The sequence below is a fragment of the Streptomyces sp. NPDC031340 genome (assembly GCF_055569945.1).
This window is the reverse complement of the sequence record NZ_JBVIIE010000026.1, coordinates 1-15,576: the sequence shown is the minus strand read 5'-3', so window position 1 is coordinate 15,576 and position 15,576 is coordinate 1. Positions and strand designations below refer to the sequence as shown.

Annotated in this window: 8 protein-coding genes; 2 read left to right on the top strand and 6 right to left on the bottom strand. The window is 73.8% G+C overall.

Features of this window, described 5'->3' with window-relative positions; genetic code table 11:
• Positions 1-50: 50 nt before the first annotated feature.
• The 5 genes from ACZ5GT_RS21250 to ACZ5GT_RS21230 all read right to left on the bottom strand — a co-directional run bounded on the left by ACZ5GT_RS21250 (position 51) and on the right by ACZ5GT_RS21230 (position 10,326).
• Positions 51-1,772: a serine/threonine-protein kinase gene (locus ACZ5GT_RS21250; RefSeq protein WP_469026930.1), complete on the bottom strand. Its 1,722-nt coding sequence runs from the start codon at positions 1,770-1,772 to the stop codon at positions 51-53.
• 121 nt (positions 1,773-1,893) lie between these two features.
• Positions 1,894-3,540, bottom strand: a complete 1,647-nt coding sequence (locus tag ACZ5GT_RS21245) for a serine/threonine-protein kinase (RefSeq protein WP_469026922.1) — start codon at positions 3,538-3,540, stop codon at positions 1,894-1,896.
• A gap of 151 nt (positions 3,541-3,691) precedes the next feature.
• On the bottom strand, positions 3,692-5,395 hold the full coding sequence (locus ACZ5GT_RS21240) for a serine/threonine-protein kinase (protein WP_469027336.1): 1,704 nt from the start codon (positions 5,393-5,395) through the stop codon (positions 3,692-3,694).
• A 162-nt stretch (positions 5,396-5,557) separates the two neighbouring features.
• Complete coding sequence (locus ACZ5GT_RS21235; RefSeq protein WP_469026919.1) at positions 5,558-8,152, bottom strand: protein kinase; 2,595 nt, start codon at positions 8,150-8,152, stop codon at positions 5,558-5,560.
• Positions 8,153-8,316: 164 nt separating this feature from the next.
• Complete coding sequence (locus ACZ5GT_RS21230) at positions 8,317-10,326, bottom strand: serine/threonine-protein kinase (RefSeq protein WP_469027329.1); 2,010 nt, start codon at positions 10,324-10,326, stop codon at positions 8,317-8,319.
• 241 nt (positions 10,327-10,567) lie between these two features.
• Between ACZ5GT_RS21230 and ACZ5GT_RS21225 the strand changes: the two genes are divergently transcribed.
• A complete protein-coding gene (locus tag ACZ5GT_RS21225; protein WP_469026915.1) occupies positions 10,568-11,611 on the top strand; it encodes a serine hydrolase domain-containing protein in 1,044 nt (347 codons plus the stop codon).
• A gap of 172 nt (positions 11,612-11,783) precedes the next feature.
• On the opposite strand, the gene ACZ5GT_RS21220 is transcribed toward ACZ5GT_RS21225, so the two are convergent.
• Positions 11,784-13,490, bottom strand: coding sequence for a glycerol-3-phosphate dehydrogenase/oxidase (locus ACZ5GT_RS21220; protein ID WP_469026911.1), 1,707 nt, complete (start codon positions 13,488-13,490; stop codon positions 11,784-11,786).
• Between the two features lie 302 nt (positions 13,491-13,792).
• On the opposite strand from ACZ5GT_RS21220, the gene ACZ5GT_RS21215 reads away from it, so the two are divergent.
• Positions 13,793-15,001: a nucleotide sugar dehydrogenase gene (locus tag ACZ5GT_RS21215; RefSeq protein WP_469026908.1), complete on the top strand. Its 1,209-nt coding sequence runs from the start codon at positions 13,793-13,795 to the stop codon at positions 14,999-15,001.
• The last annotated feature ends 575 nt before the right edge of the window (positions 15,002-15,576 follow it).

Below are 15,576 nucleotides of genomic sequence, written 5' to 3'. Positions count from 1 at the left end.
CCGAAACGCGCGGGGATCACCAACTCGTCCTCGCCCGGAGTCGTTTGACTTCAGGGCTTGTCGATCCGCCAGTTCGCCACGGCCGCCGCCGCGATGTCCTTGCCCTCGTCGGTGAAGTAGCCCTTGCCCGGGTAGTCGATCCAGATCCAGTACATGTCGCCGTTGCCGGCGCGGTAGTAGAGGGCCCGGGCCTGGCGGACGCGGGGGTGCGAGGGGTCCGTGGTCGTGTAGGTGATGAGGTTCTCCGCGGCCTTGCCGCCCCGGTACACGGTTTCCCGCGGCTCCCCCTTCGGCGCGGGGTCGGAGGCGATGTCCCAGCCGTACTCGCCGTCCTTGAGGTTCGTCCAGTCCGCGAAGGCCTTCTCGGACGCGGACGCGGGAATCTCGTTGTCCTTGTCGTCGGCCTTGACGTCGCGGTTGACGTAGATCCGCACCGCTCCGCTGGGGTCGCTGAACTGCGCGTCCGTGCCGTCGGAGCCGGAGAGGTCGTCCGCGGTGAACGAGGCGGGCACGCCGACGGTCATCCCGGCCTTCGAGCCGAGGTCGTGCGTCTTCCAGCCCTCCGGCAGCGTCCCCGCGAACGGATCCGCGATCAGCAGGTACGCCGCCACCGCGGCCGCGACGATCCCCGCCCCGACCCCGAGCCACGTCTTGCGGCCCGGCCGGAAGCCGCCGCGCACCACCCGCACGACCTGGGTGGGCGGCGGCGCGGGCGGGTCCGCGGCCTCCCGCAGCAGCGCCCGCACCCGGTCCGCGCCGGGCCTGTGCGCCGGGTCCTTCTGCAGCAGGCCGTTGATGGCCTCGGCGAGCGGGCCGGACGCCGAGGCGGGCGGTGCGGGCGTGGCGTTCAGGACGGACTGCAGGGTGGCCGGCGTGTTGCTGCGGCGGAACGGCGAGACGCCCTCCGTCGCCGCGTACAGCACCACGCCCAGCGACCACAGGTCGGAGGCCGGGCCGGGGCGCCGGCCCAGCACCCGTTCCGGGGCGATGTACTCCGGCGAGCCGACGAAGCCGCCGGTGTCCGTCAGGTTGGTCTCGCCCTCGATCTGCGCGATGCCGAAGTCGGTGAGTACGACCCGGTCGTGGCGGCCCAGCAGGACGTTGTCGGGCTTGACGTCCCGGTGCAGGATGCCCGCCGCGTGCGCGGCCTCCAGCGCGCCGAGCACCTCCAGGCCGATGCGGGCCGCCTCGCGCGCGTCCAGCGTGCCCTCCTGCAGGGCGCTGCCGAGCGAACGGCCCCGGACCAATTCCATGACGATCCACGGCTGCCCGTCGACCACGGCCACGTCGTGGACGTCGACCACCGCGGGATGGTCGAGACGGGCGGCGGCGCGTGCCTCGCGGCGCATCCGCTCGAAGGCGTTGGCGCGTTCGCGCTCGGGAAGGTGGTCGGGGACGCGGGGCTCCTTGACGGCGACCTCGCGGTCGACCGTCTCGTCCTTGGCGCGCCACACCGTGCCCATGCCGCCGTGCCCGAGTTTGCTCAGCAGCCGGTAGCGGCCGGCGATCAGCCGCCCGGCCCCCGGCTCCTGCGGGGCGTGTACGGACTGCGGGGGCTGAGCGGACTGCGGGGGCTGCGCGGCATGTGCGGGATGTGCCGCATGTGCTGCCTCCGCCTGCGGCGGGACGACCTGGGTGGGCGCGGCCTGAGGTTGCGCGTGTGGGCTCGGCTGCGGGGCCGGGTTTGGGGCCGGGTGCGGCTGCTTCGGCGGTTGCAGTACAAAACTCGTCGTGTCGTCGGACTCACGACCGGGGCCCCCGTTGCTGGTCATGCGTCCATCCATATCGCGCCGCGCGGCCCCGCATCCACACCGACGGCGCACCGGTCACAGACCCGTGACTTTCCGGGCGCGCCCCTGTCCCGGCGCGCCCCGTCCGGGCTTGTGAGCGCAGTCAGTTGCGCGTGAACGTGTCGACGGCGACGTCGAAGTACTCCCTCGCCTCCCGCACCTTGCCGACCGGCGCCGACACCCACACGTCGTACAACCGCCCGTCCTCCTCCCAGCACAGGTCGTAGGTGTGCCGGGCGCCTTCCGCCTGCGTGAAGCCGTTCCAGGTGAACTCCCAGAGCGCTGCCGGGTGTCCGTGACGCCGGGTCTCGCTGACCCGGCCGTCGCGGTAACCGGGGTTGTTCTCCGGGCCGTCGGCGGCGGCGCGGCGCATCACCGCCGTGGGGCCGCCCGGTTCGGGGTCGGCGATCCGCACGCCGATGCGGAAGGTGCCGCCGGGCGACAGGTAGAAGATCCGCTCCCCCTGCGGGCTGCGGGTGAAGCCTTCCGGCACGGCGAGGGCGAAGCCGGCCGGGTCGTCGGCGACGCGGTAACCGGAAGGGGCCGACGGAAGCGTGCGGCCGGCGCGGGAGACGGTGGCCGTCGGGGCGCCCGGCGACGCCGACTCCCTCGGAGAGGTCCCCGGCGACGTGCCGGCCGAGGTCCCCCGTGACGCGCCGGCCGACGTCCCGGGCACCGTGCTGACCGGCGTACGGCCGCCGTCGCCGTCGCCGTCCATCAGCAGCGCCGCCGCGGACACGCCCGCCCCGGCCATCGCGGCGACCAGCAGCGCGGCGACCAGCACACCCCGGGGCGAGGACCGGGTCTGCGCGGCGGGGGACGACGGCGCGGGCGAGTGGGGGACGTCCGGCCGGGTGGGGGTGTGGCCGGACCAGGGCTGCGGGGTGCGGCCGGGCGGGAGTTGCGGGGTGCGGCCGGTGTCGTGGAACTCGCGCAGCATCCGCTCCGCCCGGTCCGCGTCCAGCCGTAGGCCGGGGTCGCGTTCCAGCAGACCGCGTACGACGGGCAGCAGCGGCGCGGCCTGCGGGGGCGGGTGGATCTCGTCGAACACGACCGCGTGCAGGATGCCGCCCAACGAGTCGCGCCGGAACGGCGACCGGCCGCTCAGCGCCGTGCACAGCAGCGCGCCCAGCGACCACAGGTCGGACGCCGGGCCGGTGTCGGCCCCGGACATCCGCTCCGGCGCGGTGTACTCGGGCGAACCGACGAAGGAGCCCGTCTCGGTGAGGGTGGTGGCCCCGGCGACCTGGGCGATGCCGAAGTCGGTGAGGACGACCCGGTCGGTGCCGGACTCCAGCAGGACGTTGGCGGGCTTGACGTCCCGGTGCAGCACGCCGGCCTCGTGCGCGGTGCGCAACGCGCTCAGCAGGTCGGCGCCGATGCGCGCGACCTCGGCGGCGTCGAGCGGCCCGTGCGCGGAGATGCGGTCGGCCAGGGAGCCGCCGTCGATCAACTCCATGACCAGGTAGGGGCGTTCGTCCTCCTCGACGACGTCGTGGACGACGACGATGTGCGGATGGCGCAGCTGGGCCACGGCGCGCGCCTCGCGCAGGGTGCGGTCGCGCTGGCGGCGGACCTCCTCGGCGGAACGCGTCTCGTCGAGGTCGAGGGGTATCTCCTTGACCGCCACCTGCCGGCCGAGCAGCCGGTCGGTCGCCCGCCACACCACGCCCATGCCGCCGCGTCCGACCCTGGCATCGAGCCGGTAACGGCCCGCGATGACGCGGACGCCTTCCCCCTCGGTCCCCATGCGCCCCATCATGCCGCACCGGACGGACGCCTTCCGGGGCGCCGACCGGCCAAGTATGCCTCCGCCCCGAGAGCGCCGGCGGCACGCTCGCAGCGCCAGGCCGGGCCAGACAGCCAGAGGCGGTCCTTTTCGGCTTGACCACGATTCAGGATCAGTTCTCCTGGAATCCCCGCAGGATCCAGTCGAACTGCTTGCTGGTGGTGGCCCAGTCGTCGGCCGGCGAGGCCGCGTAGATGGCGTACTCGGTGCCGTCACTGTTCATGTACGCGACGTCGATCGCACGGTAGGGCCCCGGGAAGTAGTGCGGCGCGTCCTTGGCCAGCGCGTTCCACGTGTACTCCCAGTGGACGCCCGGCAGGTCGCGGAAGAGCTCCTCCTTGAGGCTCAGCCGCCGGTAGTCCTGCAGCCGCCGTGAGATCCGCTGGTCAAGGTTGATCATGTGATCGTACGCGGAGCGGTAGTCCGGTGCGGTGTCCACGGCGACCCGCACGAGGTGCTTGCCCTTGTCGGGCGAGTAGTCGACCTGCCGAAGGCCGTCCTGGTCGATGGAGACGGACCGCTTCCACCCCTTGGGCAGGGAGATGCTGAAGCCCAGCGGGTCGTCGTGCCGCACCCACCCGGCGGTCACCGCCCCCTGGTCGCTGTCGCCGCTCGTGACACTGACCTTCGGAGTCGGCGGCAGGGAGGCGGAGTCGCCTTGGCTCCCCGTGCCGAACTGGCGCAGCGCGACCGCGACCCCTCCGCCGGCGATCGCGGCGAGGGCGACCACCAGGGCGATCGTCCGCAGCCAGCGCCGCCGGGACGGCCGTATCGGCTGTGCCGGCCGTGCCGGCTGCCCCTGGGGGGCGCGCGTGTGGTGCCCGGTGCCCGTGCCGTGCGGCCCGGTCGCCCGCGTCGGGCCGGTCGCCTGAGTCGGCCCGGTCGCCTGCGGATACGGCGTTCGGGTGGTCCGCTCCGCACCGGTGCGTGTGGGGCCCGTCTGCGCCTCTGGCTGGAAGCGCCCGTGCTGCGTGGGCACGTGCGCCTGTGCCGCCTTCGGCCGCCGTCCTTCCGCCGCCTCGGCGAGCAGATGCTCGGCCTCGGTCACGTCCGGACGTACGGCCGGGTCCTTGTTCAGCAGCGCCGCCACGACCGGGCCGAGCGGGCCGGCATGCTGCGGCTCGTCGACCGCCTCCTCGACGACCGCCTGCATGGTGGACAGCGGCGAGGTGCGGCGGAACGGCGACCGCCCCTCCACCACCGTGTACAGCGTGGCGCCGAGCGCCCACAGGTCGGAGGCGGGGCCCGGGTCGTGGCCGCGGATGCGCTCGGGGGCCAGGTAGTCGACCGAGCCGACGACCTCACCGGTGCGCGTGATGGTGCTGTCGCCCTCGATCTGGGCTATGCCGAAGTCGGTGAGCAGGACGCGCCCGTCGTGTCCCAGGAGGACGTTGCCGGGCTTGACGTCGCGGTGCAGGACGCCGGCGGCGTGCGCGGCGCGCAGTGCCCGCAGCACCCAGAGGCCGATGCGGGCGGCCTCGGTGGGCTCGACCCTGCCGTGCTCCTTGACCATGTCGGCCAGCGAGCGCCCCTCGACCAGTTCCATCACGATCCACGGGCGGCCGTCGTGTTCGAGCACGTCGTGCACGGTGACGACGGCGGAGTGGTTGATCCGGGCGGCGGCGCGGGCCTCGGCCCGGGTGCGGGCGAGCAGACGCTCCCGGTCGCTCTCGGAGACGTAGAGCGCAGCCGTCAGCTCCTTGATCGCGACGGCCCGGTGCAGCACCTCGTCGTGGGCACGCCACACGCGGCCCATGCCGCCGGTGCCGATCGAGTCGACGAGCCGGTAGCGGCCCGCGACGAGCTGGCCCTGCATCTGATTCACGTGCCCCCGCAATGGTCTTGACAGGGTCAGACTAAGGATCGGTCCGCGTCGCGGGAAGCGGCGGCACGCCACGGAGACCGCACTGTGACGGTTGTCGCTCCTGGCTTCGGAAGGCAACCGTTCGGGCCCGTCACGGACCGTCGGGGGGCGGGGTCAGCCGGTGACCCGGTACGTGGCCGACGCCTGCTCGAACAGCCGGGTCACCTCGTCCCGTTCCGACTCCGGGCCGCGCACCTGTACGACGTGGTAGCGGCCGTCGATCAGGATGGCGAGGTTGCGCACGAAGAGGTCGTGCCCCGCGTCGTCCGTCCAGGTGAACTGCCCCTCGGCCATGGTCCGTCCACCCACCTCGATGGTCCGCAGGCCGGTGGCGGTGGCCCAGCTGGAGCTGCGGTAGGGCTGCAACTCGTGTTCCTTGTCCCGCTGGTAGGCCATCGGGTCGCTGCCGTAGGTGACCGCCCCGTCCCGGCCGGGCACGACGATGAGCTCGAAGTCGCCGTGCGCGTACACCACCTGGTTCCAGTTGTTCTTGGGCGTGCGGGACCAGCCCTTGGCCACCGCGACCTGGAAGCCCCCCGGGTCCGTGCGCAGGGTGAAGCCGTCGGCGACGCCGGGGCCGGTCTGCGTCTCGGTGGCGGCGGCCGACTTCGAGGCGCTGGGCTCGGACCCGGGCGAGGTCTGGTCCGGCCGCGGCTCGCTGCTCGCGCTGTCCGACTGCTCGGGCGCCGGGCCGGCTCCGCCCGCCGCTCCGGTGCGCTCGCCGCTCGCCGCGCGGTCGTTGCCGGCTTTCGGCATGAACATCACGGCGTAGGCGACCGCCCCGGCCAGCAGGAGCAGGACCAGCACGAGCAGGGTGCGGCCGAGCCGGCGCGGCGAACGTGCCTCCTGCCGGGACCGCTTGTGCCGCCCGTGCGGAGTGGTCGCGGGCAGCCCGGCGCGCCGTCTGCGCACCAGTTCGCCCCGCCGCCGCACGACCGGGAGCCGGCTGACGTCGACAGGCGGCGCCGGCACGACGTGGGCGCCGGCGTCCGGTTCGGGCGCGGACCGCACCAGCGACCGCAGCCAGCCCCCCAGTTCCTCGAAGTCCAGGCGCTCGGTGGGGTCCTGGCGCAGCAACGACTCCACGACCGGCCTGAGCGGCCCGCACTCCTCGGCGAAGGCGGGCGGCTCGGCGCACACCATCTGCACCAGTTCGGCCGTCGACTCCTCCGGGTACGGCGCGTGCCCCTGCACGGCTCTGAACAGGAGCGCCCCGAGCGCCCACAGGTCGGTCGCGGGCCCGATGGGCGGTGCGAGCTGCCAGTTCTCGTGCACGGGTCCGGCCTGCTCCGGCGCCCACCGCTCGGTCACCGGTCCCACGACCGCCATCCGCGCCTGCCGCGCCCGTTCGGCGGCGAGTGCGGTGGCCGGGCCGCGTTGGCGGGCGGGGGTGCCGGCCACCAGGTCGTCCCAGCGGCCCGTCGGCTGGGCGGCGGGGCCCGTAGGACTGTCGGAAGCGCCAGGGGTGCCGGGGGCGGGGCCCGCCGAGGTGCCGGCGGCCGGGGGGAGCGCGCCCGGCGCCGGGGCGGCGCCCGCCGCGGTGCGGGGCGACGCGCCGTGCCAGGGCTTGCCGGCCACGCCGTAGGGGTCGGCTATCCGGCCCGGAGGCGTCGTGGGGCCGGACTGCTGTGCCGGGTCGCCCGCCTGGGTCACCGCACCGGTCTCGGAGGCGGGGCGGGCGCCGGGCAGGGCCGGCCGGCCTGCCTGCTGCGCCTCCTGGACGCGGGCCGCCGCCCGGGCGCCCGCCCGGTAGGCCGCGATGGCCCCGGCGCGGGCGGCCCTGATGTCCCCGCCGGTTTCCAGGGCGCCGCGCGCGAGGGCGCCCGAGGCGCCGTTCGCCGTGCCGCCGCCGGCCGAGGCCGTGGCCGCGGGGAGTCCGCCGGCGGCCCGTGCCTCGATCGCGGCCCGCCGTGCGGCCTCCGGATCCCCGGCGAACGTACCGCCCGGCCCGGTCGGCCCGCCCGGAGCGCCTGAGCCATCGGGACCACCGGCACCACCCACGCCGACAGGACCTCCGGGACCGCTGTGGCCTGCGGGCGCACCCGGGCCGCCGGGGTGCGCCGCGCCCGGTCCGGTGTGCTCGTCGTCGTCCGGCGGCGGCACCGGGTCGTAGCCGCACAGCGCCTCCTCGGCGGCGCCCACCGCGAGCCCGGTCAGCATGACCCGGCCGTCGTCGCAGACCAGCACCGTCCGGGCGGTGATGTTCCGGTGCACCCAGCCGTGGGCGTGCAGCACCCGCAACGCCATGAGCACGTCGGAGGCGACCTCGGCCGCCCGGTACGCCGTCAGCGGCTTCTCGGCGAGCAGGGCGGCGAGCGGCCGGGCGGCCACCAACTCGCTGACGATCCACAGCGAACCGCCCTCGGCGAACACGTCGAAGACCTGGTCCAGCCGTGGGTGGTCGGGGATCCGGGCGGCGGCCTGCGCGGCCTCGACCGCCCGCCGTACGGCCGGATCGGCGGGCCGCCGGTTCCCGCCGCGGGCCGGGGCGCGTCGCGCCCCGCGGTCACGCGCGGTGAAACCGTCGGGCAGTCCCTCCGCGTCGAGCACCTCCGCCTCGACGATCTCCGGCAACGGGACCTGGCGGACGAGGACTTCCTGCCCGCTGTAGGTGTCGAAGGCCCGGGTCTCGGTGAGTTCGTACTCGTCCGAGGGCGGTAGCGGCAGACGGTAACGGTCGGCGAGGACCCGTCCCGCGTAGTCGTCCACGTTGCCTCCCCCGGCCGTCCGGCTGATCAGATCCGTTCGCCTCGCGTCCCGTTCCGCGCCTCTGCCCGGCTGCGTACGGTCCGCAAGCCTTCACGATACGTGCCGGAGGCAACCCACAATGAGGGGATTCTCAGATCTCGCGCCCCGAACACGGGACCTGAGGGTCACGACTTGGGTTCGAACGCCTTCGCGAGAGTCTTCCAGGTGTCCTTACGGAGGCCGGTGTCCCAATTCGCGGCTTTCGCCGTGTACATCAGCGCGTAGCCGAGATGGTCGTTGACCACGAATCCCCGGTCGATGGTCCGGTACTCGGTCCCGCTCTCCTGATAGGTGAACTCCCAGTCGGCCGCGTTCCAGCCGCGGTAGTCCACCTTCTCTATGCGGATCCTGTGGTATTGGGAGCGCGTCATGTAGCGCTCCTGGTTCTTCCAGTCGGCCACCGGGTCGCTCTTGGGCGTGGACGTCCAGGCGATGAGCAGCTTCTGCCCTTCGGGCCCGGTGAACCGGTCCCCCGCGGCCCCCGTCGACTGGTACTTCCAGCCCTTGGGCAGCCCGATCGAGTACCCCTGGCTTCCGTGGTACGTCGACTCGGCCGCGCCGTCGTCACCGGACGAACCGCCGGTGGCCGCACCGCTCGTGCCCGCACCGCTCGAGCCGGACGCGCCCGCACCGGCCCCGGAGCTCTTCCCGGACGTCGGGGACGCCGACGCGGAGGAGGGCGCCGCGGACCCGTCCGTACGGGTGCCGTCGCTCTTGTCCTCCTTGGTGTCGGTGCTGGAAGCGGCGCTCGCGGCGGTCTTGCCCCCGGTGTTCCCGGCGCCCTGCGAGCCGTTGTCGTCGTCCCCGCCGAGGGTGAAGGCCAGCACGGTGCCGAGCACGGCGAGCGCCACGGCCACCGCGAGGATGACCAGCGTCCGCTTCGGCACCACGTCGGTGAGCGGCGCGCGGGGCGCCGGCCGGGGCGGCAGATCCGGCGGGGTCATCACCGGCCAGCCCGAACTCTGCCCGCCGGAACGCGTGGTGTCCGCCTGCGCCGCCGAGTTCGGTCCACCCGTCGAGGCCGCCGCGGCGGCCGGGGCCGCGGGCGCCGAAGAGGCCGGGGAGGGCGTCGCGGCGGCCGGGGCTCCGGCGTCCGCGGTGCCGCCTTCCTGCTTGCCGCGGGCCGCGGCCGCTGCACCGGCCGCCCCGGTGAGCAGGCCGGCCTTCCGCCCCGAACGCAGCGCCCCGCGGCGCCGGTCGGGCTGCTCGGGCAGCGGTACGACCTTCGTCGCGTCGGCCGCCGGCTCGGGCGCGGCCGCCTTGGGGTCGGGCGCGTGGATGACGGCGTTCAGCATCGCCCGCGCACCCGCGTCGTCGAGCCGCTGCGCGGGGTCCTTGGTCAGCAGGCCGTAGATGACGTCCCGCAGCGGCCCGGCGTTCCTCGGTTCCTCCAGCGGCTCGGTCATCACCGCGGTGAGGGTCGCGATCGCGGAGCCCTTGTCGTACGGCGGGACGCCTTCGACCGCCGCGTACAGCAGCCCGCCGAGCGACCACAGGTCGGCCGCGGGGCCCGGCTTGTGCCCGCGGGCGCGTTCCGGGGAGATGTAGGAGGGCGCGCCGACGAGCATGCCGGTCGAGGTGATGGACGGGTCGCCCTCGACCTGGGCGATGCCGAAGTCGGTGAGCACGACCCGGTCGGTCCCGGACTCCAGCAGCACGTTGGACGGCTTGACGTCGCGGTGCAGGATGCCTTCGCGGTGCGCCGACCTGAGCACGTCGAGGACGGCGAGGCCGACCTCGGCGGCCCGCTTCGGCTCCAGCAGGCCGTCCTCCCGGATGACCTCGGCGAGCGACTTGCCCTCGACGAGTTCCATCACGATCCACGGCCGGTCGTCCTCGTCGACGACGTCGAAGACCGTCACGGCGCTGTTGTTGCGGATCCGCGCGATCGCCTTCGCCTCGCGCAGCGTGCGCGTGATGAGGCGGCGCTTCTCCTCCTCGTCGATGCTCGCCGGGAACCGCAGTTCCTTGACGGCGACCGTCCGGCCCAGGGTCTCGTCCTCGGCGCGCCACACCGTGCCCATGCCGCCGCGGCCGAGCACCTTTCCCAGCCGGTACCGCCCGGCGAGAAGACGCTCGCTGTTGTCCTGACGAGTGTCCTGACGGGATGTGCCCGCCCGCTCCGCCTCCGACATGCGTCCCCTCATGCAACCCGCCCTGACAGAGCTTCCATTGTCCCTCACCCAACAAGTGCCCGACGCCCAGGGTGCCCATGGCCTCCTGTCGGCCCCGGCGCGCCCGGCCCGCATGGTTCCGGACACCCGGTGCACCCGGTTCCGAGTGCCCCCGCGCCCCGGCCCGCGCGGGTCCGGGCCCGTTGAAGTGGCCTTTCGGCCAACCTGGATGATGGGCCGTGACAAGGGAAGGACCCCTGCGATGCCACCGATTCGGACACTACTGGCCGTGCCTGTGGCCGTCGCCCTGCTCGCACTCGCCCCGGCCGCCTCCTCCGCACCCTCGGTACCGGCGACGGACACCGTCCTCCCGCTGCTGGTCACCCGGGGTGAAGCCCCCGCCGCGGCCTTGCTCGCCCGCGAGGAGACCGGCGCCCGCTACGACCAGGCGGGCCGGGGAATCGCCCGTGCCGACCACTTCCGCGCCGGCAGCGTCACGAAGACCTTCCTCGCGACGGTCGTCCTGCAACTGGCCGCGCAGCACCGGCTGTCCCTGTCCGACACCGTGGAGCGGTACCTGCCGGGCGTGGTGCGCGGAGCGGGCAACGACGGCCGCGCGCTGACCCTGCGCGCCCTGCTCACCCACACCAGCGGCCTGTACGACTTCACCCGGGACACCGGGGGCGTCGTCCCCGTCTCCCCGCGTCAGGCATTGCACATCGCGCTCACCCATCCTCCGGCCGACCGCGGCCGCTTCGCCTACTCCAACACCAACTACGTCGTGCTCGGCATGGTCGTCCAGCGGGTCACCGGCCGCTCCTACGCCGCCGAGGCCGAACGCCGGATCATCGCTCCGCTGGGCCTGACCAACACCTCCTTTCCCGGTTCCCGTGCCACCCTTCCCTCGCCGCACGGCCGCGCCTACGACGCCGACGGGACCGACGTCACCGACCTCGACCCGCGAGTGGCCGGTGCCGCGGGCGAGTTGGTGACCACGCTCGCCGACTTGGACCGCTTCTACGCGGCGCTGCTCGGCGGCGAGCTGCTGCCGGCGCGCGCCCTGCACGAGATGCTCGACACCCGTGCCGCACATGGCGCGTACGGCATGGGCCTGTTTCCCGCGAGGCTGCCGTGCGGCGTCACGGTGTGGGGGCACAACGGGCGCATCACCGGCAGCTATGTGCGCACCGCGGCCACCGTCGACGGCCGTCGCGTCCTCACCTTCCGCGTGAACACGACGGCGATCGCAGATCCCGGCCTGGAGCCCCGCCTGCTCGCCGCCGAGTTCTGCCCTCGCACTCCATAGAACGACCGGGCTCCGAACGGAGATCCCACCTCGCGCCACTCGTTCGAGTGAAGCCCGGGCGGTCCCGCGATCCGCCGGGACCGCCGGAGCCGTCGGGACCACCGCAGCCGTCGGACCATCGGGACCCCCGGAGCCGTCGGCCACACCGCCCCACCAGTCACCCCGCCCGCCGTCACAGCGGCACGATGTCCGGCGCCCCCAGCCGTGCCGCGTCCGCCGTCAGGTCGTCCGGCTGCCGCTGCGACTCCCGCTCGGCCTCCACCCGCTTCTCGTAGTGCGTGACCTCGCGTTCGACGTGGTCCTTGGTCCAGCCGAGCACCGGCGCCATCAGTTCGGCGGCCTCGCGGGCGCAGCGCGTGCCCCGGTCGAACGTCTCTATCGAGATACGGGTGCGCCGGGTCAGCACGTCGTCCAGGTGCCGGGCGCCCTCGTGCGAGGCGGCGTACACGACCTCGGCGCGCAGATAGTCGTCGGCGCCCTGCAGGGGCCGGCCCAGGGAGGCGTCGGCGGCGACGATGTCGAAGACCTCCTCCGCCATGGTGCCGAAGCGGTTCAGCAGGTGCTCCACGCGCGCCACGTGCAGGCCGGTCCGGGCGGCGATCCGCGCCCGCGCGTTCCACAGCGCGCGGTAGCCCTCCGCCCCCAGCAGCGGGACGTCCTCCGTCACGCTCTCGGCGACCCGCAGGTCGAGGCCGTGCACCGCGGCGTCCACCGCGTCCTTGGCCATCACCCGGTAGGTGGTGTACTTGCCGCCCGCCACGACCACGAGCCCCGGCACCGGGTGTGCGACGGTGTGCTCCCGCGACAGCTTGCTGGTGGCCTCCGACTCGCCCGCGAGCAGCGGGCGCAGACCGGCGTACACGCCTTCCACGTCGTCTCGGGTGAGCGGTACCGCGAGCACCGAGTTGACGTGTTCCAGCAGGTAGTCGATGTCCGCGCTGGAGGCCGCCGGGTGTGCCTTGTCGAGGTCCCAGTCGGTGTCCGTGGTGCCGATGATCCAGTGCCGGCCCCACGGGATGACGAACAGCACCGACTTCTCGGTGCGCAGGATCAGCCCCGTCGAGGAGTGGATGCGGTCCTTGGGCACGACGAGGTGGATGCCCTTGGAGGCACGGACATGGAACTGGCCGCGCTCCCCCACCATGGCCTGCGTGTCGTCGGTCCACACGCCCGTGGCGTTGACTATCTGCTGGGCGCGCACCTCGTACTCGCCACCCCCCTCGACGTCCTGCACGCGCGCGCCGACGACCCGTTCGCCCTCGCGCAGGAAGCCCGTCACGCGCGCGCGGTTGGCGACCTGCGCGCCGTACGACGCGGCGGTGCGCACCAGCGTCGTCACGAAGCGGGCGTCGTCGACCTGGGCGTCGTAGTACTGCAGCGCCCCGACCAGGGCGGACGACTTCAGCGCCGGTGCTATTCGCAGAGCGTGACGGCGACTCAGGTGACGGTGCATCGGCAGGCCGCGGTCGTGGCCGCGGGTCATCGACATGGCGTCGTAGAGCGCGACGCCCGACCCGGCGTACAGGCGCTCCCAGCCCTGGCGCTGCAGGGGGTACAGGAACGGCACCGGCTTCACCAGGTGCGGGGCGAGCCGCTCCAGCAGCAGCCCGCGTTCCTTCAACGCCTCGCGGACGAGCGTGAAGTCGAGCATCTCCAGGTAGCGCAGGCCGCCGTGGATCAGCTTGCTGGACCTGCTGGACGTGCCCGAGGCCCAGTCGCGCGCCTCGACCAGTCCCGTGGACAGGCCGCGTGTCACGGCGTCCAGAGCGGTGCCCGCGCCGACCACGCCGCCGCCCACCACCAGCACGTCCAGTTCTCGCTCGGTCATCGCCGCCAGTGACCCGGCGCGCTGTGCCGGTCCCAGAGTCGCTGTCCTCACCGCTGCCTCCCGCTCTCCCGCTATCGGTCGCGCAGGCCGCACCCGGTGGGCGAAGCCCGGTTCCTTACCCTCATGCCCAAATTCTGACCGGCTCGCCCTGCTTCAGCCACCACTCACCCCAGCCTGTGGACAACCACGCGTCCCCAGCCTGTGGACAACCTTCACGGCCCGCCGGAAAACACAGACGATCAATGCCGCATATCGGTCATATTTACTCCTAGTCTGACATTGCGCTCGCCCGTTCTGTCCTCTGGGCTTGCGCGCCTGTCCCGCGTCGGTTACTGGGAAGGACGGCCCACGCCATGCCCGCAGATCTCGCCGTCATCGGACTCGGCCCCTACGGCCTGCCCCTGGCCCAGGCGGCCGTCGCCGCCGGCATCCCCACGCTCGGTTACCGCACCGGGCCGGAAGTCGGCTCCCTCACCCCCGCCGAGCTGCGCCGGATGCTCGCGGGGGGCTTCCGGCACGCCTCCGGCCCCGCCGAACTGGGTCGCGTCCGCACCGCCGTCATTTGCGCGCCGACCCCGCGCGGCGCGGACGGCGGGCTCGACCTCGGCCAGGTCGAGGCGGCGGCCGGGGTGCTGGCGGCGCGCCTGCGCCCGCACACCACCGTGATCCTGGAGTCGCCGGTCCCCCCCGGTACCACCGAGGACTTCCTGCGTCCGCTCCTCGAAGCGGGCTCCGGGCTGCGCGCCGGCCGCGACTTCCATCTCGCCTATTCGCCCACCCGGGTGGATCCCGGCAACCGCGACCACACCCCGGCCAACACCCCCAAGGTGATCGGCGGCCTCACCCCCGCCTGCACCGAGTCGGCCGCCGCGTTCTACGGCCGCCTCACCGACAAGGTGGTGCGCGCGCGTGGCCCCCGCGAGGCGGAGACCGTGCAGCTGCTGGAGACCAACTTCCGGCACGTCAACATCGCCCTGGTCAACGAGATGGCGGTGCTCTGCCACGACCTGGGCGTCGACCTGTGGGACGTCGTGCGCTGCGCGGAGACCAAGCCGTTCGGCTTCCACAGCTTCCGCCCCGGGCCGGGCGTCGGCGGCCACGCCGTCCCGCAGGACCTGGCCGGGCACGCGGGCCGCACCCTGCGCATGGTCGAACTCGCCCAGCAGGTGAACACCCAGATGCCCCGTTACGTCGTCCAGCGCGCCGCCGCCCTCCTCAACGAGCACGGCAAGTCGGCCCGGGGCGCGCGCGTGCTGCTGCTGGGCGTCACCTACAAGCCCGACCTCGCCGACCAGCAGGCCACCCCCGCCCACGAAGTCGCCGTGCGCCTGATGGAGCTCGGCGCCTGCGTCAGCTACCACGACCCGCACGTCCCGTCCTGGAACGTTCTCGACCGCCCGGTCCCGCGCGCGGACTCCTTCTACGAGGCCGCCGCCGACGCCGACCTGACGATCCTGCTCCAGCAGCACCGCACGTACGACCTGCAGGGCCTGTCGGTGAAGGCGCAGCTGCTGCTGGACACGCGGGGGGCGACGCCCACGGGGGCGGCGCACCGGTTGTGAAGGGGGGCGCGCACGGACGGCCGCGCGTCCGGGGCCGCTGGCATGCCGGTCACCGCGCCGCTAGCCTGTGAACAGGCGGAGCCCACCGCAGCGGGTACTGCGGCAGGCTCCTGGATGGATCACGGAGTGTCCGTCCCTACTGTGTATAGGGACGGCCGCTCACCATCCGAAAAGCCGCAAGATCCACCTCCTCCGGCACTGCACCATCCGAAGACGGTATCGGTCCCAGAGGGTCGGCTTGCGGTGGCGGCCCATGGGCGCCCCCTTCCACGACGCCGCCCAGAGACCCGGTAGGCAGCACGTCGGATGTCGGGCCGGGCCCCGAGGGCCGGGGTCCGGAACCTTGTCCTTGGAAGGGGGCGCCCCACACGACTGGGTCGCCGGACACGGACACTATCGCCTCATACGACCCGTTCAGCGGGTATTCACCCCGAACACAACCATGCGCCCCCTTCTCCGCAAATGCGCCCCACTCCCCCAGGCGGGGGGGGGGGGGGGGGGGGGGGGGGGGGGGGGGGGGGGGGGGGGGGGGGGGGGGGGGGGGGGGGGGGGGGGGGGGGGGGGGGGGGGGGGGG

Bases quoted from the DNA above. Each gene is read 5' to 3' on its own strand.
- ACZ5GT_RS21250 (WP_469026930.1), bottom strand. From the start codon at position 1,772: ATGACCAGCAACGGGGGCCCCGGTCGTGAGTCCGACGACACGACGAGT.
- ACZ5GT_RS21245 (WP_469026922.1), bottom strand. From the start codon at position 3,540: ATGGGGACCGAGGGGGAAGGCGTCCGCGTCATCGCGGGCCGTTACCGG.
- ACZ5GT_RS21240 (WP_469027336.1), bottom strand. From the start codon at position 5,395: ATGCAGGGCCAGCTCGTCGCGGGCCGCTACCGGCTCGTCGACTCGATC.
- ACZ5GT_RS21230 (WP_469027329.1), bottom strand. From the start codon at position 10,326: ATGTCGGAGGCGGAGCGGGCGGGCACATCCCGTCAGGACACTCGTCAG.
- ACZ5GT_RS21225 (WP_469026915.1), top strand. From the start codon at position 10,568: ATGCCACCGATTCGGACACTACTGGCCGTGCCTGTGGCCGTCGCCCTG.
- ACZ5GT_RS21215 (WP_469026908.1), top strand. From the start codon at position 13,793: ATGCCCGCAGATCTCGCCGTCATCGGACTCGGCCCCTACGGCCTGCCC.